The organism is Janthinobacterium sp. AD80 (genome assembly GCF_002878455.1).
Classification (GTDB): domain Bacteria; phylum Pseudomonadota; class Gammaproteobacteria; order Burkholderiales; family Burkholderiaceae_D; genus Janthinobacterium.
This window is the reverse complement of sequence record NZ_NRDQ01000010.1, coordinates 97,960-115,462: the sequence shown is the minus strand read 5'-3', so window position 1 is coordinate 115,462 and position 17,503 is coordinate 97,960. Positions and strand designations below refer to the sequence as shown.

General features: G+C 63.5%; 17 protein-coding genes and 1 tRNA gene. 7 read left to right on the top strand and 11 right to left on the bottom strand.

Annotated features, from left to right (window positions below; all coding sequences use genetic code 11):
• From pabB to JaAD80_RS02840, 3 genes are all read right to left on the bottom strand, one after another.
• Positions 1 to 1,336: aminodeoxychorismate synthase component I (pabB, locus tag JaAD80_RS02850; RefSeq protein WP_102292788.1), on the bottom strand; the 1,336-nt coding region annotated here is incomplete at its 3' end.
• A 21-nt stretch (positions 1,337 to 1,357) separates the two neighbouring features.
• The gene (gene slmA / locus JaAD80_RS02845) at positions 1,358 to 1,933 is read right to left on the bottom strand and encodes a nucleoid occlusion factor SlmA (protein ID WP_086137299.1); all 576 of its coding nucleotides are present in this window, start codon (positions 1,931 to 1,933) and stop codon (positions 1,358 to 1,360) included.
• Positions 1,934 to 2,035: 102 nt separating this feature from the next.
• On the bottom strand, positions 2,036 to 2,770 hold the full coding sequence (locus JaAD80_RS02840; RefSeq protein ID WP_102292787.1) for a pyrimidine 5'-nucleotidase: 735 nt from the start codon (positions 2,768 to 2,770) through the stop codon (positions 2,036 to 2,038).
• Between the two features lie 84 nt (positions 2,771 to 2,854).
• Here JaAD80_RS02840 and JaAD80_RS02835 point away from each other — a divergent pair, with 84 nt between their 5' ends.
• Complete coding sequence (locus JaAD80_RS02835; protein WP_258002782.1) at positions 2,855 to 3,724, top strand: TraB/GumN family protein; 870 nt, start codon at positions 2,855 to 2,857, stop codon at positions 3,722 to 3,724.
• A gap of 369 nt (positions 3,725 to 4,093) precedes the next feature.
• Here the strand turns inward: JaAD80_RS02835 and JaAD80_RS02830 are convergent.
• Together JaAD80_RS02830 and argB are read right to left on the bottom strand one after the other, a co-directional pair.
• Positions 4,094 to 4,168: transfer RNA gene (locus JaAD80_RS02830), tRNA-Thr, on the bottom strand.
• 65 nt (positions 4,169 to 4,233) lie between these two features.
• The gene (gene argB / locus JaAD80_RS02825; RefSeq protein ID WP_010393729.1) at positions 4,234 to 5,127 is read right to left on the bottom strand and encodes an acetylglutamate kinase; all 894 of its coding nucleotides are present in this window, start codon (positions 5,125 to 5,127) and stop codon (positions 4,234 to 4,236) included.
• A gap of 231 nt (positions 5,128 to 5,358) precedes the next feature.
• Between argB and JaAD80_RS02820 the strand changes: the two genes are divergently transcribed.
• The 3 genes from JaAD80_RS02820 to JaAD80_RS02810 all read left to right on the top strand — a co-directional run bounded on the left by JaAD80_RS02820 (position 5,359) and on the right by JaAD80_RS02810 (position 9,898).
• A complete protein-coding gene (locus JaAD80_RS02820) occupies positions 5,359 to 5,562 on the top strand; it encodes a cysteine-rich CWC family protein (protein ID WP_102292785.1) in 204 nt (67 codons plus the stop codon).
• Between the two features lie 96 nt (positions 5,563 to 5,658).
• The gene (locus JaAD80_RS02815) at positions 5,659 to 8,715 is read left to right on the top strand and encodes a response regulator (protein ID WP_102292784.1); all 3,057 of its coding nucleotides are present in this window, start codon (positions 5,659 to 5,661) and stop codon (positions 8,713 to 8,715) included.
• A gap of 31 nt (positions 8,716 to 8,746) precedes the next feature.
• Positions 8,747 to 9,898 (top strand): two-component system response regulator, encoded by a 1,152-nt coding sequence (locus JaAD80_RS02810; protein ID WP_102292783.1) that lies wholly within the window; start codon positions 8,747 to 8,749, stop codon positions 9,896 to 9,898.
• Positions 9,899 to 9,902: 4 nt separating this feature from the next.
• Here JaAD80_RS02810 and JaAD80_RS02805 read toward each other — a convergent pair whose 3' ends face one another.
• Both JaAD80_RS02805 and JaAD80_RS02800 read right to left on the bottom strand, forming a co-directional pair.
• Positions 9,903 to 11,180, bottom strand: a complete 1,278-nt coding sequence (locus JaAD80_RS02805; RefSeq protein WP_258002781.1) for a PHB depolymerase family esterase — start codon at positions 11,178 to 11,180, stop codon at positions 9,903 to 9,905.
• Positions 11,181 to 11,234: 54 nt separating this feature from the next.
• Positions 11,235 to 11,648 (bottom strand): CopG family transcriptional regulator, encoded by a 414-nt coding sequence (locus tag JaAD80_RS02800; RefSeq protein WP_102292781.1) that lies wholly within the window; start codon positions 11,646 to 11,648, stop codon positions 11,235 to 11,237.
• A 278-nt stretch (positions 11,649 to 11,926) separates the two neighbouring features.
• On the opposite strand from JaAD80_RS02800, the gene JaAD80_RS02795 reads away from it, so the two are divergent.
• The 3 genes from JaAD80_RS02795 (at position 11,927) to JaAD80_RS02785 (ending at position 14,149) form a co-directional block, all read left to right on the top strand.
• A complete protein-coding gene (locus JaAD80_RS02795; RefSeq protein ID WP_102292780.1) occupies positions 11,927 to 12,160 on the top strand; it encodes a DUF1289 domain-containing protein in 234 nt (77 codons plus the stop codon).
• An 8-nt stretch (positions 12,161 to 12,168) separates the two neighbouring features.
• Complete coding sequence (locus JaAD80_RS02790) at positions 12,169 to 13,092, top strand: MBL fold metallo-hydrolase (protein WP_102292779.1); 924 nt, start codon at positions 12,169 to 12,171, stop codon at positions 13,090 to 13,092.
• A 103-nt stretch (positions 13,093 to 13,195) separates the two neighbouring features.
• On the top strand, positions 13,196 to 14,149 hold the full coding sequence (locus JaAD80_RS02785) for a nitronate monooxygenase family protein (RefSeq protein WP_102292778.1): 954 nt from the start codon (positions 13,196 to 13,198) through the stop codon (positions 14,147 to 14,149).
• Positions 14,150 to 14,325: 176 nt separating this feature from the next.
• On the opposite strand, the gene JaAD80_RS02780 is transcribed toward JaAD80_RS02785, so the two are convergent.
• From JaAD80_RS02780 to JaAD80_RS02765, 4 genes are all read right to left on the bottom strand, one after another.
• The gene (locus tag JaAD80_RS02780; protein WP_102292777.1) at positions 14,326 to 14,907 is read right to left on the bottom strand and encodes a hypoxanthine-guanine phosphoribosyltransferase; all 582 of its coding nucleotides are present in this window, start codon (positions 14,905 to 14,907) and stop codon (positions 14,326 to 14,328) included.
• 76 nt (positions 14,908 to 14,983) lie between these two features.
• On the bottom strand, positions 14,984 to 16,240 hold the full coding sequence (locus JaAD80_RS02775) for a phenylacetate--CoA ligase family protein (protein WP_102292776.1): 1,257 nt from the start codon (positions 16,238 to 16,240) through the stop codon (positions 14,984 to 14,986).
• A gap of 1 nt (position 16,241) precedes the next feature.
• A complete protein-coding gene (locus JaAD80_RS02770) occupies positions 16,242 to 16,595 on the bottom strand; it encodes an MmcQ/YjbR family DNA-binding protein (protein WP_102292775.1) in 354 nt (117 codons plus the stop codon).
• 15 nt (positions 16,596 to 16,610) lie between these two features.
• A complete protein-coding gene (locus tag JaAD80_RS02765; protein ID WP_102292774.1) occupies positions 16,611 to 17,447 on the bottom strand; it encodes an ABC transporter ATP-binding protein in 837 nt (278 codons plus the stop codon).
• Positions 17,448 to 17,503 lie beyond the last annotated feature (56 nt).

Below are 17,503 nucleotides of genomic sequence, written 5' to 3'. Positions count from 1 at the left end.
GGGCCGCATCCGCATCCCAGGCAAAACCAAAATAGGCACAGGACGCGGCCAGGCGCGCCAGGTGGTGCTCCTGCTGGCGGCAGCCATGGCCACGGCTGGCGTGCAGGGTCTCGAACAGCTCGAAGTCGTTCGTCAGGCCCGTCAGGAAGCGCGCCTTGAGCTGGCATTCCGCGAATTCATCGTGTGGTTCGCTGTCCAGCACGATGCCGGCGCCCACGCCCATCGCGCCGCGCCGGGTGCCATTCGCTCCTGGGGGCTGCAAGGCCAGGGTGCGGATCGGCACGGACATGCAGAAGTCGCCCACAGCGTGACCAGCGCCGGCGTCTGGCGGGTCGAACCAGCCGATGGCGCCCGTGTAGATGCCGCGCGGCGCCGGCTCCAGTTCGGCGATGATTTCCATGGTGCGCCGTTTCGGCGCACCCGTGATCGAGCCGCACGGATACAGGGCCTGGAAGATGTCGGCCAGGCTGGCATCCTCGCGCAGGCGCGCCTGCACGGTGGAGGTCATTTGCAGCACGCTGCTGTAGCGCGTCACCTGGAACAGCGCCGGCACCTTGACGGAACCCGTGACGGCGATGCGGCCGATGTCATTGCGCAGCAGGTCGACGATCATCAGGTTTTCCGCGCGGTTCTTCGGATCGGCAGACAGGGCGCTGGCGCGGCGCGCGTTTTCTTCCGCCTGTTCGGCTGGGGCGGCCGGCGCCGTACCCTTCATGGGCCGCGCCGTCAGCTCGCCCTGCGCATGGCGCACGAACAGTTCGGGCGACAGCGACAGCAGGGCGCCGCCATCGGGCAGCATCACCAGCGCGCCGTAGGGCACGGGCTGGCGCGCGCGCAGCCGCGCATACAGGGCCAGGGGCGAGCCGAAGGCGTCGAAGCGCAAGCGATACGTGTAGTTGACCTGATAGGTGTCGCCGGCCACGATGTAGTCGTGGATGCGCTTGAGCGCGCGCGTGAATCCGGCCTGGTCGACATTGGCGTCGATGCCGGCCACGCCGGCAGGTGCGGCTGTCGCCGGCGCGTGCTCCACCAGCCACTGCGCCACTTCGTCCTGCGACAGCTGCGTGCAGTGCTCGAAGACGAGTACCTGCGCCAGCGGCGGCGCGTCAACGCTGGCCGCGCGCGGCGGCATGGCCAGCAGGTGGGCACCGAGTTCGTAGCTGCACACGCTGACGGCGTACTGGCCGCGATCCAGGGCACCTTGCAGGCCTTCCAGCAGGGCCGGCCACTGTTGCCCCTCGGTGCACTGCAAGACCGCCGCCAGGCCCGTGTACAGGCGCGAACCGGCGCCGGGGGTGCTGGCGTCGTCGAGCAGGGCGAAACAGGCGGTAGGCATGGGCACAGCGACGGCGGTGATTTATCCCAGCAGCATGGCGATTTGCAGCGCCGCTTCCTGGGATGGATTGATCTTGAAGCCGCTCTTGGCGTAGCGGTGCCAGCGTCCGATGACGAAGCTGACGATCAGGGTGGCGCGCGCTGCCACTTCGCTTTCCTTGCCATGGCCTTCGGCCGCGGCCACGCGCAAGGCCTGCTTGAGCGCCAGTTCCACGCGGTCGTAGAACTGGTTCATGCGCACTTGCAGGCGCTCGTCTTCATTGACCAAGGCGTCGCCGATCAGCACGCGCGTCATGCCCGGATTGCTGATGGCGAAATTGAGCAGCATGCCGACGATGTCGCGCGTCTGCGTCATGCCGTCGCTGTGTTTTTCCGCGATCTGGTTGATCAGGCCGAAAACGCTCGACTCGATGAATTCGATCAGCCCTTCGAACATTTGCGCCTTGCTGGCGAAATGGCGGTACAGGGCCGCTTCCGATACGGTCAGTCTGGCCGCCAGTGCGGCGGTGGTGATCTTTTCGCCTTTCGGCTGCTCCAGCATTGCGGCGAGGGCCTGAAGAATTTGTAGCCTGCGTTGGCCCGGCGGTGTGCTTGCCATATTTTCTCTTGTCGTTAAAAAAAATGCTGCCTTGATGGGAAGGTCCGTCACCGCCGCTAGCGGTGCGGCTTCCGGTGTCAACCGGAGGCCCAGGAGTTCCCTTCAACGCAGACGGTGAAGGCGGCGTGCCAAATGCCGGACAGATTTTACTTTGACATCGACGTAAGCGGGGCGATTTAACGCCTTGGGCAGTTTTGCCACGCCGATCGGATCGGCCATTTTCAGGTATTGCGTGACCCAGGCCGTGCGCAGGCCCAGTCTTTTTGCGCCCTTCAGGTTGGCCAGCGTATCTTCCACCAGGATGCAGCGGCCGGGACGGATCTGATGTTTTCGCATCAGTTTGCGCAGCATCAGGGTTGATGGCTTGGGCCGCAGCTGGCGGTGCACCTGCATCGCCTCGATGGCGACGTGGTGTGAAAAGTGCTGGCGCAGTCCCAGGTGGCGCATCACGTCGCTCGAATAGCGCAGCGGCGCGTTGGTGAGTAAAATTTTACGGCCAGGCAGGCGCTTGAGTAAAGCCCCCAGTCCCCGCTCGGCGCGTATCATCGCCGGCAAATCGTCGAAGGCATGCGTCTCGTGCAGGAAATGCGCGGCCTGTACCTGGTGGTGCCTGACCATGCCCAGCAAGGTGGCGCCATAGCGGCGCCAGTAGGCCGCGCGCGCCGCATTGACGATGGCATCGTCGGCCGGCGTCACGCCGTCGCCCAGCACACGGGCAATATACGTATTCATATTGGCCGTGATGGTGGGGAAAATGGCATGCGAGGCATTGTGCAGCGTGTTGTCGAGGTCAAACAGCCAGACCGGCGACGAGCGGTTAAGATGGGGCACAGGCACAGGAGTCTTTAAGCAAAGATGAAAAATTCAACAATCAGGAAAACCATGCGACGCCAGATTATAGTGATGTTTTGCGGATTATTCTTGCTGCCCTTGCAGGCGGTCCGCGCCGAAGCGCCGCCCGTGGTGCAAAACCGGGGCGCCCTGTTCAAGGTGCAGGACGCCAGCCACACTCTGTATTTGTTCGGCACCATCCACGTCGGCGCCGCCGATTTTTACCCGCTCGAGCCGACCGTGACGCAGGCGCTGGAAGGCGCCGGCGCGCTGGCGCTGGAGATCGATCCTGGCGCCGATCCGCATAGCGCCATTCGCGCCGTGCTGAAATATGGCATGGAGGCGCCGGGCAGCAAGGTGCCGCCAGACTGCCGCCAGGCCCTGGCGCCGCGCCTGGCGCCGCTGCTGAAAAGATACGGCATCGCGCCTGAAGCTGTGGCGCCGATGAAGCCGTGGATGCTGGCCAGCATGCTGGCCATCGGCGAGTTTTCCACCCTCGGCTACCGCTCGGAGCTGGCGGTGGACAATTACCTGTCGCAGCAAGCCAAGGCGCGCAAGATCCCCGTGCTGGAACTCGAATCGATGGAAGGCCAGATGGCGCTGTTCGGCGCGATGACGCCGGCTGACCAGTGCCGCTTCCTCGAAGACGGCGTGGCCTCGATCGAAGACCAGGAGCAAAGCCAGGAAGCGCGCGAGATCGCCAATGCCTGGCGCACGGCCGACGCGGCCGCCTTCGACAAGCTGGCCGCCAAGGCGGCGACCGACCCCTCGTTCTCCGCGCAGTTCGTGCAAAAGGTGTTGCTCGATGGCCGCAATCCCGCCCTGGCCGACGGCATCGCCAGCCTGCTGTCGCGCGAAAAGTCCAGCCTGGCCGCCATCGGCGTGCTGCACCTGGTGGGAACGAAAAGCGTGCCTGAGCTGTTGCGCCAGAAGGGCTTGAAGGTCGAGCGGGTGTATTAGGGTAGCGCTAGCTCAGCCGCGCAACAACCGGCGGCAGAGCAGCTGGAAAAGTCTTCAGGACAAGGTGGACTGACGAAGACAGTACGAATGGTCGGCGAGGAAGGACAACGCTGCCATGGACAGTTTTACCATGGGGAGATGACGGCAGAGTAGATGAAAAGTGTTCAGGGCAAGGCGCCGAGACGAAGACAGTACGCATGGTCGGCGAGGCTAGGCAACGCAGCCATGGACATTTGAATTACGGGGAGATGACGGCAGAGCAGATGGAAAAGTGTTCAGGGCAAGGCGGACTGACGAAGACAGTACGAATGTACGGCGAGGAAGGACAACGCTGCCATGGACAGTTTTACAGCTGCGGGGAAAGGATACTGGTGCCCTTGACGTGGATCGAACACGTGGCCTCTCCCTTACCAAGGGAGTGCTCTACCACTGAGCTACAAGGGCAAATTAAAAGCGGCGCCAGGTGATCTGCGCCGCCAAACTACTCGCTGTGATGCATTGCGATTTTTTTAGTGCGAACGGATCATAGTACCAAAAGCCTGCTCGGTCAACACTTCCAGCAATAATGAGTGTTCGATGCGGCCATCGATGATGTGCACGGTGTTCACGCCGGACTTGGCGGCGTCGAGGGCGGAGGAGATCTTCGGCAGCATGCCGCCCGAGATCGTGCCATCGGCGAACATCTCGTCGATTTCGCGTGCCGACAGGTCGGTCACCAGATTGCCCTGCTTGTCCTGGACGCCGGCGATGTTGGTCATCATGATCAGCTTTTCCGCTTTCAGGATTTCCGCGATCTTGCCAGCCACTACGTCGGCGTTGATGTTGTAGGCCTGGCCATCCTGGCCGAAACCGATCGGCGAGATGATGGGAATGAAGGCGTCGTCCTGCAGCGCCTTGACGACGGCCGGGTTGATCGCGTCGATCTCGCCCACAAAACCGATGTCGAGGAATTCGCCCGGATGTTCGCGGTCCGGCATCTGCATCTTGCGCGCGCGGATCAAGCCGCCATCCTTGCCGGTCAGGCCGACGGCCTGGCCGCCGTAATGGTTGATCAGCATGACGATATCCTGCTGCACTTCGCCGCCCAGCACCCATTCCACCACTTCCATGGTTTCTTCATCGGTGATGCGCATGCCTTGTACAAACGTGCCTTGCTTGCCGATTTTTTTCAGCGCGTTGTCGATTTGCGGTCCGCCGCCGTGCACCACGACAGGGTTCATGCCGACCAGCTTGAGCAGGATGACGTCGCGCGCGAAGCCGTGCTTCAGGCGCTCGTCCGTCATGGCATTGCCACCGTATTTGATGACGATGGTCTTGCCGTGGAAATTGCGGATGTAGGGCAGGGCCTCGGCCAGAATCTGCGCCTTGATTTGCGGCGACACCGCCGTCAAGTCGTCATTCATGTCCAGGTTCAAGTTAGCTAGTTGATTCATGGCGAGTCCGGAAAATAGATTTGTGCGATTTTACAGGGAAGAAGAAAATCCTGGAGGCATTATAGGGCGATCTTGTTGTATTTTCCCTGATGATCCTATAGTCTGGCCCGATATGCCTCCCAGCCAGCCCTTTTACCCCCAGTTACATGTGCGACAGCCGCAATGCCGGCATGTCACACACTTGCCAATTCACACACAGCCATGAGCCAGTGCAGCCGTTGCGGCGCCACGTTCCAGTGTGGCCAGCTTGACCCGGACGCCAGCACGCCGTGCTGGTGCGTGGCCCTGCCGCCCGCCCTCCCCGTGCCCGGCAGCGCCGCCGCTGCCTGTTGGTGCCCCGCCTGCCTGCAAGCCCATATCGACGCATTGACGCCGCCTGAAAAAGACGCAACAGCCGCCAAATAAGCGCTTTGGCGCGCAAATCCTTTGCAAAAGACCTTGCATTTTGTAGGGGAATAGGGTCAGACTGCCGTTTTTAAGAATTTCTGATAGGAAACTGTCATGCGTTTCACGGATATCCGGATCGGCGTGCGCATCAACGCTGGCTATGCCATGCTGATCGTGCTGATGCTGGTCGTCATCGTCCTGTCGGGCAGCCGCATCTATGCGATCCGCGCCGAGACGGACAATATCCTGCAGCGCGACTGGGTCGCCGCCAAGGCCACCAGCAAGATCCACGCCCTGGCGCGCGAGGCGGCCACGCGCATCGCCAGCCTGCCGAGCCAGCACCAGCTGCCGCTGCGCCAGGCGAACCAGGAGCGCCTGGAGGCGATCAAGCTGGGCATCGACGAGCAGGTGCGCATCCTCGATGGCCTGAAGGCGCGCACCGAGGAGCGGCATCTGCTGGCGCAGATGCACCGCGCGCGCGCCGACTATTACGTTTCGCTGCAGGCGCTGTTCGCGCTGGTCGGGCAGGGTGACCAGGCCGGCGCGGAGCAGGCCATGCAGACGCAAACCTTGCCCGTGCTGGAAAAGGTGCTGCTGTACGTGGGCCAGCTCGACGACTTGCAGCAGCGGCAGATCGGCGACAGCGCGGCCAGGATACGCAACGATATCGACACCTCTCTTACCCTGATGGGCGGCATCGGCCTGGCCGCCTTGCTGGTCGGCCTGGCCTTTGCCTGGTCGGCCCGCTCGATCACGCGGCCGCTGGGCGAAGCGGTGGCGATCGCCACGCGCGTGGCCAATGGCGACTTCAGTTCCGCCATCGAAGTGACCTCGCGCGACGAGACGGGCGAATTGATGCAGGCGCTGAAAAACATGAGCACCAGCCTGGCCGTGGAGCAGGACTTGCGCCATGCCGTCGAGGTGGCCGAGGATGCGACCAAGATGAAGTCCGATTTCCTGGCGAATATGTCGCATGAAATCCGCACGCCGATGAACGGCATCATCGGCATGACGCATCTGGCGCTGCAGACGGAGCTCACGCCAACCCAGCGCAACTACCTCGAGAAGGTGGAATCGGCATCGAAGAACCTGCTGGCCATCATTGACGACATCCTCGATTTCTCGAAGATCGAGGCGGGCAAGATGGCCTTCGAGAAGGTCGATTTTTTCTTGGAAGACGTGCTGGCGCAGATCGCCGATCTGTCCGTGATGCGGGCCCAGGACAAGGGCCTGGAACTGCTGTTCGACGTCGCCGCCGACGTGCCCAACGCGCTGCAGGGCGACCCGCTGCGCCTGGGCCAGGTGTTGATCAATCTGACCAACAACGCCATCAAATTTACGGACAAGGGCGAGATCGTCGTCACCATCCGCCTGCAGCAGCGCGACGAGCATGCGGCCGTCCTGCGCGTGGCGGTGCGCGACACGGGTATCGGCCTGACGCCGGCCCAGCGCAGCAAATTGTTCCAGGCATTCACCCAGGCCGACACGTCGACCACGCGGCACCATGGCGGCACGGGACTGGGCCTGACCATCAGCAAGCGCCTGGTGGAAATGATGGAAGGCGAGATCGACCTGGAAAGCGAAGCAGGCGTGGGCAGCACCTTCTTCTTTACGGCCCGCTTCGGCCTGGCCGCCGTGCCGCGCGACAGCCAGCAGCCACTGCAGCACCAGCAGCAGTTCAAGGGGCTGCGCGTGCTGGTGGTGGACGACAATCCCAGCGCGCGCGAGATTTTCGTCAGCATGCTGTCGGCGCTGGGCTTCGAGGCCCGCGCCGTGTACAGCGGCGCGCTGGCCATCGGCGCCGTGGCGCAGGCGTGCGCCGAGGGGCGGCCATATGGCTTGCTGCTGATGGATTGGCGCATGCCCGACATGAATGGCCTCGATACCCTGGCCGCCATCCGCGCCGACGCCGCCGGCATCGACGCGACGCCGGCCTGCATCATGATCACCGCCTATCACCGCGAGGCGCTGCAGGAGGCGGCGCGCCAGCGCGACCTGCGGCTCGATGGCGTGCTGACCAAGCCGGTCAGCGCCTCGACCCTGCTCGACCAGATTGCCTTCGTGTTTGGCGGCGTGACGGGGCAGAGCCGCAAGACCCGGCGCCAGAGCAGCTACCGCGACGATGAGCGCGCCCTGCGCGGCGCCTGGCTGCTGCTGGTGGAAGACAATGAAGTCAATCAGGAAGTGGCGCAGCAGATTCTCAGCGATGCGGGCATCCGCGTCGATATCGCCGGCAATGGCGCCATCGCCCTGGCGAAGATCGCGGAAAACGCCTATGACGGCGTGCTGATGGATTGCCAGATGCCGGTGATGGACGGCTACCAGGCGACGCGCAAACTGCGCCAGGATCCCCGCTATTCGGACTTGCCCGTGATCGCCATGACGGCCAACGCCATGGTCGGCGACAAGGAAAAATGCCTGGATGCCGGCATGAACGATTTCATTGCCAAACCGATCGACGTGGCGCAGTTGTTCGGTACCCTGGCGCGCTGGATCGCGCCGGCCGAACCGCAGGACGACGCGCAGATGACGGTGGCGCAGCCGGAAGCGGAACTGCCCGCCATCGCCGGCCTGAAAATGGCCGAAGCCATGCGCCGCGTGGGCGGGAATGCCGCTTTGATGCGAAAATTGCTGGACCGGTTCGTGGAAACCCAGTTCGATGCCATGCTGCGCATCGCGACCGCCATCGAGAACAACCAGCTGGAAACGGCGATCCGCGAAGCGCATACGCTCAAGGGCCTGGCGGGCAATATCGGCGCCGGCGGCCTGGCCGACAGCGCCGCGCGGGTAGAGCATTTGCTCAGCCTCGGTTCGCATGACGGCTTGCCGCAGGCGCTGGCCGCCTGCACCCTGGCGCTTGATGAACTGGTGCCGAAGATCGTGCTGGCCATGCAGTCGCGTGCCGCCTCTGCGGAGCCGGCCGGCGCCGTGCCGGTGCCGGCACCAGTGGACCGCATGCGCCTGGAGGCCGGCTTGCGCGAGCTGTCGCAGCTGCTGCTGCAGGATGACGCGCAGGCCGTCAGGCATCTCGACGATTTCGGCCCCGTGCTGGTGGCGGCAGGCCAGGCGGAACACGCGCGCCAGCTGAAGCGCATGCTGGGACAATACGACTTCGAGGGCGCGCTGGCGCAGCTGGGCGAAGTGGCCGAGGCGCTGGAGCTGACACTGTGACAAGGACAGAAATGAAGAGCGAAGGAAGGGCATGAAAGCCTTGAATAGCAAGCCCACCATCCTGGTGGTGGATGACACGCCGGACAATATCGACCTGCTGCGCGCGGTGCTGGAAGGCGAGTACCGCACCAAGATCGCCGTCAATGGCGAGCGCGCGCTGAAGATCGCCGCTGGCAGCGACCAGCCCGATCTGATCCTGCTCGATATCATGATGCCGGGCATGAGCGGCTACGACGTGTGCCGCGCGCTGAAAGCCGATTCCGCCACCGCCGGCATCCCCGTGATTTTCGTCACCGCCATGAGCGAAGTGGCCGACGAGCAGCTGGGCCTGGCCATGGGCGCCGTCGACTACATCACCAAGCCGATTTCAGCGCCCATCGTGCTGGCGCGCATCAAGACCCAGCTGGGCATGAAGCAGATGCAGGATTTTTTGCGCGACCAGAACCATTACCTGGAAACGGAGGTGGAACGCCGGGTACAGGAAGTGGCGGCACTGCAGGATGTCACCATCCATGCCATGGCCTCGCTGGCCGAGACGCGCGACAGCGAAACGGGCAACCACATCCGCCGCACCTCGCACTACCTGAAGGCACTGGCTGAAAAGGTGCGCGACCTGCCGCGCTTCCGTGATTTTTTGACGGACAAGAATATCGCGCTGTTATTCAAGACGGCGCCGCTGCACGACATCGGCAAGGTGGGCATCCCCGATCATATCCTGCTCAAGCCGGGCCGCTTCGAGCCGCATGAAATGGCCATCATGAAGACGCATACGACCCTCGGGCGCGACGCCATCCTGGCGGCCGAACATGAACTGGGCATCGAGGTCGATTTTCTCAAGTATGCGAAAGAGATCGCCTACAGCCATCATGAAAAATGGGATGGCAGCGGCTACCCGCAAGGGCTGGCGGGCGAGGCGATCCCGATCTCGGCGCGCCTGATGGCGCTGGCCGACGTATACGATGCCCTGATCAGCCGGCGCATCTACAAGCAGGGCATGGGCCATGCGCAGGCCGTGCAGATCATCAGCGAAGGACGCGGCACGCATTTCGACGCCGAGATCGTCGACGCCTTCCTGGCGATCCAGAACCAGTTCATCGCCATCTCGAACCGCTACGCCGACGGCGTCTGCGAGATCGCCGACAAGCAGCGGCAGATCGCGCCGTTCGTCGGCGCAAGCAGCTGACGGATCAGCTGACCGTCTTGAAAAAGCGCAGCATCTCGCGGCTGGCGTCCGGTCCTTTGCCATCGGTATAGCTGCCGCTGTCGCTGCCGCCCGACCACGCATGGCCGGCACCGTGAATGACCCAGTATTCCCCCAGCGGAGAACCGTCGGCCTGGCTGTGCGTGGTGCGCGTGTAGCGGTGGCCATTCGGTACGCTGCCATCGGTGGAGGCGGCCCTGGCGGCCTTGCCGCCCGCCTGGCTGCGCACGCCCTGGGCGATCAGTTCATCGCCATTGCGCAGGTTGACGGTGGTGTCGCGGTCGCCGTGGAAGACGATGATGGGCACGCCGCCTGCCGGCGCCTGGCGTTTCGGATTGGGCATGGCGCCGCCCTTCATGGCGGCCAGCGCCGACGGCAAGTCCTGCGCCGAGGCGAAGGGCAGGCCAGAATGCACGCCGACGGCGGCAAACAGTTCCGGATACAGGGTGCCGACGATGACGGCCATGGCGCCGCCCGCCGACAGGCCGGCAACGAACACTTCGCGTTCGTTGACCGGGTATTCGTCGATGACTTGCTGGGCGATGCCGGCAATCAGCGATGGTTCGCCCTGGTCGCGCTGCTGGTCGAGCGCATTGAACCAGTTCCAGCAGCGCGAGCTGTTGGCGCCCTGCGTCTGCGCCGGATAGACAACAAAGCATTCCTTCTCTTCGGCCAGCGCGTTCATCTGCGTGCCGGCGGCGAAATCGTCGGGATTCTGCGTACAGCCGTGCAGCATGACGATCAGCGGCATGGCCTGGCCATGGTAGCTGCTGGGGATATACAGCTTGTACGAACGCGTGCCCGCATGGTTGCGGTACACGCCGTCGATGAATTGGGCACCGGCCGGCACGTCGACCGGCGTGGCGGCAGGCGCATTGAAACCGGGCGGATGAAAATTCGGCAGTTCGAAGCTGGGCATGTCGAAGCTGTGCTGCCCCAGGCCGGCGGGCACGCCCAGGCGTGACATGAAATCCTGGGCGAACTCCTGCGCCGCCTGGGCGGGCGTGGGAGCGGCGGCAGGCGCTTCCTGCGCGGCGGCCGCTTGTGGCTGTGCGCCGGCTGCCGGCGCTGGCGGCGGCGCAGGTGGTGGATTAATGTCGCGCATCGGCTGCTGCTGCTGCTGCTGCGTGGCCGCCGCTTGCGGCGCCAGGCCGGCGGCGGACAGCGCCTGTTGAATGGCTTCGGTGGCGGCGGCAGGGCCGCTGCCCATCAGATTACGGGTTGCGGCGCGCATCTGCGCCAACATGTCTTGAGCTAGTTTCATGACCATCCTTAACGGTGCCGCGCATCGGCCGGGTCATCGCCGCGAACCAATACGCTAGTGAATTCGCCCTGCGAGCGCCGTCTTGACGACGGTGCTGGCGTGCAGGGCACCTAATACGAAGATCGACTCGATGGTGGCCAGTGCCAGTTCCACTGAGACGTCGCTGGCGATGCTGGCCAATCCCAGCACCTGTATCTGCAAGCGCTGACCGGCTGCCTGGATCGCTTCCAGGTCGGCGCGCGAATAATGCTGCATGCCCAGGACCAGGCTTTTACGCGCGACAGTTTGTTTCACCACGTCGGCGTGGGTGCCCAGCTGGTTGCGTATGGCCGTACGGATCAGATCCGTGCGGTTGGAATAAAATCCCTCCTGGACCAGCAGATCGATCTGCCCCAGGTCGATCAAGCCGAGATTGATCGTGATTTTTTCGGATTCCCCAATTTTGGGCTTGCTTTCTTGCTTGGCCATAAGTCTCCAGAACTCCCTGTGGCATCCAATTGCCATCTGCATGGATGGTAGTATAGTTCTGAAAGATCTCAAGTCAAGCAGGATTTGGCCTGGTCCGGCTGTAGGAGCGGCTGCCACAGAGTGAAAAGCCGGCAAAAAATAAATGTGCGGCAGATAGGTTTTTGATCATGCTTTCTGCTCAAAAATATAGCAGAAGAAACATTGCAGGGCGATGCCATCGCCGCGCCGGCACGGATTCGCGGCATAATGCATGCCTGTACACTCACCGATGCCGCTTCATGATGGTCGCTACCCCACCTCCGCCAGCCGTCCCGCCCTCCTTGCCGTCGCCGGTACCGTCGCCATGCGTCAGCCTGTGCAAGATGAACCGCAACAGCGGCTTGTGCGAAGGGTGTTTGCGCACGCTCGACGAGATCATTGCCTGGAGCAAGGCCGACGACGACTTCAAGCGCGCCGTCTGGGCCGAATTGCCGGGCCGCGAGTCGCTGCTCGATTTCGAACCCGACTACTGAGGTAGCCCATGCCGCGATCGCCAGCGCTTTTCCCCGATGCGATGCAGGTATTTGAACGCGGCTGGCTGTCGTCGAATAACATCCTGTTCCAGGGGCGGGACGAGACGGCGCTGATCGACAGCGGCTATGTCACGCACGCGCCGCAAACCCTGGCCCTGGTGCGCCACAGTCTCGATGGCCGTCCGCTGGACCGCCTGTTCAACACCCATCTGCACTCCGACCACTGCGGCGGCAACGCGCTGCTGCAAGGCGCATACGGCTGCCGCACGGCCATCCCCGTGACGGAGGCCGACAAGGTGCGCACCTGGGATGTCGACGCCCTCAGTTTCCAGGCCACGGGCCAGCAATGCCCGCGCTTCGGCTTTGACGCTACCCTCTCGCCCGGCGACATGCTGACTCTGGGCGACCTGGCCTGGCAGGCGCTGGGCGCGCCCGGCCACGATCCGCATTCGCTGATTTTCTATTGCGCCGACGAGGGCATTTTGATCTCCGCCGACGCGCTGTGGGAAAACGGCTTTGGCGTGATCTTCCCGGAACTCGATGGCGGCTCCGGCTTCATCGAGGCGCGCGCCACCCTTGACCTGATCGCCAGCCTGGACGTGCGCGTCGTCATCCCCGGCCACGGACGCCCATTCACGGATGCCGCCGGCGCCCTGCAGCGCGCCTGGTCGCGCCTCGATTACCTGGCGTCAGACCCGGTGCGCAATGCGCAGAACGCGGTGAAGGTGCTGCTGAAATTCCTGCTGCTGGAACGCCAGCGCATCGCCATCGCCGAGGTGCCGGCACTGTTGCGCGGCATGCCCATCTTCGAAGAGGCCAACCGGCGCTTCCTGCGCCAGGAGGTAAGCGCGCTGGCCGAGTGGGCCATTTCGCAATTGGTGAGGGCAGCGGCGGCACGTGTCGAGGGTGAGCACTTGCTTAATGATGGATAGCGCGGCATCGGATTAAATTCAGCACGATCGTACTTTTTCTGCACTATAATCGTTGCTCTGGTGTTTAATCCTTTTGTCCGATCCACTTTTCAGCGAGTCCGCCATGGCATTGCCTGCAGCGTTACAAAACCTCTCCTTACCCGTTATCGCGTCGCCGATGTTCATCGCCAGCGGCCCGGCCCTCGTCGCGGCGCAGTGCAAGGCCGGCATCGTCGGCTCCTTCCCTGCCCTGAACGCGCGTCCCGCTGAACTGCTCGACACCTGGCTCACCGAGCTGCAAGCCGAACTGGCCGCCTTCCAGGCCGCCAATCCCGACAAGAAAGTCGGGCCGATCGCCGTCAACCAGATCGTGCACCAGTCGAACGACCGCCTGGCGCATGACGTTGACGTGTGCGTGAAACACCGCATTCCCATCATCATTTCCTCGCTGCGCGCGCCGCCCAAGGAAATGCTCGACGCCATCCACAGCTATGGCGGCATCGTGCTGCATGACGTGATCTCGATCCGTCACGCGAAAAAGGCGCTGGAAGCAGGCGTCGATGGCCTGATCCTGGTGGCCACGGGCGCTGGCGGCCATGCAGGCACCCTGTCGCCGTTCGCGCTGGTGGGCGAAGTGCGCAAGTTCTTCGACGGTCCGCTGGCGCTGTCCGGCTCCATCGCCACGGGCGATGCCGTGCTGGCCGCGCAGGCCATGGGCGCCGACTTTGCCTATATCGGCTCGCGCTGGCTGGCGACCAAGGAATCGAACGTCAGCGACGGCTACCGCGACGCCATCGTCGATTCCAGCGCGGCGGACATCGTCTACACCAACCTGTTTACGGGCGTGCACGGCAATTACCTGAAAAAATCGATCGAAGCGGCCGGACTCGATCCGGAAGCCTTGCCGGAAGCGGACAAGAGCTCGATGAACTTCGGTTCGGGCAGCGCCAAGGCATGGCGCGACATCTGGGGCGCGGGCCAGGGCGTGGGCCTGATGGATGACGTGCCGACGGTGGCGGAGATGGTGGCGCGCCTGCAGGCCGAATACGATGCGGCGCGCGCGCGCTTGAAGCTGTAGCGTTGGTGGCGGTTGTCGGATTACGCGGCGTGCGCCGCTAATCCGAGCCACCAGATTTGTAACGCTGGTGGGTTTGTCGGATTACGCGCTGTGCGCTAATCCGAGCTACCAGTGCCCGGTGGCGTAGGTCGGATTAGGCCGAAGGCCGTAATCCGACGACACCGCAATTACCCCATTCACTCCTGCTTCAAATCCTCTGGCTTGATGGCCCACAGGCCTGGCAGGTTGCGCCAGTAGCCATATGCATCCATGCCGAAGCCGACGACGAAGCGGTTCGGGATCACCAGGCCGACGATGTCGGCTTGCACGGGTTTTTTCTTGCCGATGGCCTTGTCGGCGAACACGGCCAGGATGACTTCCGAGGCGCCCATGTCCAGCAGGCGCTGCTTGACGTGCGCCAGGGTTTCGCCTTCGTCGAGGATATCGTCGAGCACGATCACGGTACGGCCCGAGACGTTCGAGCGGGGGATGACTTTCCACACCACTTCGCCGCCCTTGTCGTCGTCGCCGTAGCGGCTGACGTGGATGTAGTCGAACTCGAGCGGGAAGCTCAGCTGTGGCAGCAGGTTGCCGGTGAATACCACGGCGCCGCCCATCACGCCCAGCACCAGCGGGAATTCTTTCGATTCCTCGGCGTTGAAGCGCGTGTTGAGCACATCGGCCATGCGCGTGATCGACGCCTGCACGGCATCTTGGTCGAACAGCAGTTCCGCGTTCTTGATCAGGTCACGGGCACGGTTGTGATGAAATTCTTGCATGGACTCTTGCATGGCGATGAATGGGGCTGATGGTGAATGCGGGTATTATCCCGCAAACGCCAGCAGCGCGCTACGCCTAGCTGTAATCGCGTATATCGTCGATTATTTTTCCATCTTGCGCCAGGCTGCCCACGGCCACCAGCAACACTTCGCCCCGCAGCTTGGTCAGTTCGCGGATCGAGCCGATGATGGCTTCCACATTGCTGGCGTCCGTCGGATCGGCGACTTCGCAATGCAAAGTCATCTCGTCGTTGGCCATGCGGCCCGTCACCACCAGCCGTGCCTTGGTGATCTGCGGGTGGCGGCGCGCGATCTCGTGTACCTGCGACGGATGCACGAACATGGCGCGCACCTTGGTGGTCTGGTCGGCGCGGCCCATCCAGCCTTTGATGCGCGTATTCGTGCGCCCGCACGGCGACGCCGGCGCGTCCGTCAGCACGGCCGACAGATCGCCCGTGGCAAAGCGGATCAGCGGGTAGTCGGCATTGAAGACGGTGACGACCACCTCGCCCACTTCACCCGGCGCGACGGGAATGCCGCTGCCCGGATGGACGATTTCCAGCAGTACGTTCTCATCGATGACCATGCCCGGGTTGAGCTTGCCATTGCTCGCCGTTTCATAGGCGATGCTGCCGATATCGGCCGAGGCATAGGTCTGGAACACGTGCGGCACGCCGTTCGCGGCAAACCAGCTGCGCAGCGATTCGGGCAGGGCTTCGGCGCCCATCACGGCCTTGGTGACGCTGCTGATATCGGCGCCCATTTCGCGCGCCTTTTCGATGATCAGTTTTAAAAAGGACGGCGTGCCGATATACGTGTCCGGCTTGAGGTCAGCCATCGCCTGCACCTGCATTTCCGTCTGGCCGATGCCGGCCGGGATGACGGTGCAGCCGATGCGCGCGGCGCCGCCTTCGACCATGAAGGCGGCCGGCGTGAAATGATACGAAAAACAGTTCTGCAGCAGGCCGCCGGCGCGCACGCCGGCCGCATACATGGGGCGCGCGAAGCGCCACCAGTCGGGCCCGCGGCCTTCCGGATCGAAGATGGGGCCGGGCGAGACGAAGACGCGCGAGAGGGCGTTTTTCGGCGTCGTGTTCAAGCCGCCGAACGGCAGCTGCGCATGCTGCAATTGCTTGAGATCGGACTTGCGCGTGACGGGCAGCAGTGCCAGCGCCGCGCGGCTGGTAATGCTGGCCGCATCGATGCCATCGAGGATGCGGGCCCAGCCCGGCGCCTGTTGCGCGCGCGCGATCAGCTGTGGCAGGCCGGCCATCAATTCGCGTTCGCGGGCATCGGGGGCGCGCGTTTCCAGACTGTCGAGCGTATCGGTCATGTTACGGATTCTCCAATGTCAATTGCAGTTTTTTCGTCAGCCTGGCAACAATCAGGCGGTATGAACGGTGCAGCAGGGCGGCCATTTCTGCGTCGTCAAGCGCGTCGGGGCGGGCCACCAAAACCCATCCGGCCCGGGCCAGGTAGGGCGCCGGGCGAAAGCCGGGGCGGTCCGTCAGTTCCAGGAAGCGTTCCGCATCGACCTTGAAGCTCATGCCGCGCGTACTGTGCGCTTCCGCGCCGCACAGGGCGAACAGCCTGCCGCCGACGGAGAACGCCAGCACATTGCTCCACTTGATGTCTTCGGTCGCGCCGGGAAAGCCGCGGCAGACTGCCTTCGCCCGTTCCAGGTCCATGGCCTGTCTCCGGCGTCAGGCCAGCCAGCGCTTGCGGCGGCGGTAGAACTTCATGTCGCGGAAGCTCTTGCGCCCGGCGGTGGACACCCCCAGGTAAAATTCCTTGACGTCCTCGTTGCTGGCCAGTTCCTGTGCCTGCCCTTCCATCACAACCCGTCCGTTTTCCAGGATGTAGCCGAAGTCGGCATAGCGCAGCGCCACGTTGGTGTTCTGCTCGGCCAGCAGGAAAGAGACGTTTTCCTTGTGGTTCAAGTCCTTGACGATGCCGAAGATCTCTTCGACGATCTGTGGCGCGATGCCCATCGACGGTTCGTCCAGTAAAATCATCGATGGCTTGGCCATCAGCGCGCGGCCGATCGCGCACATCTGCTGTTCGCCGCCGGAGGTATAGCCGGCCTGGCTGCTGCGCCGCGTTTTCAGGCGCGGGAAATAGTGGTAGACCTTCTCCAGCGCGTCTTTCAGTTCGCCGCGCGACAGGCTGCGCGTGTAGGCGCCCGTCAGCAGGTTTTCCTCGATGGTCAGGTGACCGAAACAGTGGCGTCCCTCCATCACTTGCGACAGGCCGCGTTTCACCAGTTCATTCGGCGTCAATTGATCCACGCGCTCGCCCTTGAACTGGACTTCGCCCTTGGTGACGTCGCCCCGTTCGCCGCGCAGCAGGGTCGAGATGGTTTTCAGGGTGGTCGACTTGCCGGCGCCGTTCGCGCCCAGCAGCGCCACGATCTTGCCCTGCGGGACTTGCAGCGACACGCCTTTCAGGACCAGGATCACGTGGTCGTAGATGACTTCGATATTGTTGACCGACAGGTACGGCGGCGCGGTGTCCGGTGTTTGCGTGGCAGTGGGTGTCATGGCTGCTTCGTTTTCATGTGATGTTGGTGCTTGTCGGATTACGCTACGCTAATCCG

What these genes read in the sequence shown, in the direction of transcription:
- slmA (WP_086137299.1), bottom strand. Translation starts at nt 1,933, where the DNA reads ATGGCAAGCACACCGCCGGGCCAACGCAGGCTACAAATTCTTCAGGCC.
- argB (WP_010393729.1), bottom strand. Translation starts at nt 5,127, where the DNA reads ATGAATGACGACTTGACGGCGGTGTCGCCGCAAATCAAGGCGCAGATT.
- JaAD80_RS02820 (WP_102292785.1), top strand. Translation starts at nt 5,359, where the DNA reads ATGAGCCAGTGCAGCCGTTGCGGCGCCACGTTCCAGTGTGGCCAGCTT.
- JaAD80_RS02815 (WP_102292784.1), top strand. Translation starts at nt 5,659, where the DNA reads ATGCGTTTCACGGATATCCGGATCGGCGTGCGCATCAACGCTGGCTAT.
- JaAD80_RS02810 (WP_102292783.1), top strand. Translation starts at nt 8,747, where the DNA reads ATGAAAGCCTTGAATAGCAAGCCCACCATCCTGGTGGTGGATGACACG.
- JaAD80_RS02805 (WP_258002781.1), bottom strand. Translation starts at nt 11,180, where the DNA reads ATGAAACTAGCTCAAGACATGTTGGCGCAGATGCGCGCCGCAACCCGT.
- JaAD80_RS02800 (WP_102292781.1), bottom strand. Translation starts at nt 11,648, where the DNA reads ATGGCCAAGCAAGAAAGCAAGCCCAAAATTGGGGAATCCGAAAAAATC.
- JaAD80_RS02795 (WP_102292780.1), top strand. Translation starts at nt 11,927, where the DNA reads ATGATGGTCGCTACCCCACCTCCGCCAGCCGTCCCGCCCTCCTTGCCG.
- JaAD80_RS02790 (WP_102292779.1), top strand. Translation starts at nt 12,169, where the DNA reads ATGCCGCGATCGCCAGCGCTTTTCCCCGATGCGATGCAGGTATTTGAA.
- JaAD80_RS02785 (WP_102292778.1), top strand. Translation starts at nt 13,196, where the DNA reads ATGGCATTGCCTGCAGCGTTACAAAACCTCTCCTTACCCGTTATCGCG.
- JaAD80_RS02780 (WP_102292777.1), bottom strand. Translation starts at nt 14,907, where the DNA reads ATGCAAGAATTTCATCACAACCGTGCCCGTGACCTGATCAAGAACGCG.
- JaAD80_RS02775 (WP_102292776.1), bottom strand. Translation starts at nt 16,240, where the DNA reads ATGACCGATACGCTCGACAGTCTGGAAACGCGCGCCCCCGATGCCCGC.
- JaAD80_RS02770 (WP_102292775.1), bottom strand. Translation starts at nt 16,595, where the DNA reads ATGGACCTGGAACGGGCGAAGGCAGTCTGCCGCGGCTTTCCCGGCGCG.
- JaAD80_RS02765 (WP_102292774.1), bottom strand. Translation starts at nt 17,447, where the DNA reads ATGACACCCACTGCCACGCAAACACCGGACACCGCGCCGCCGTACCTG.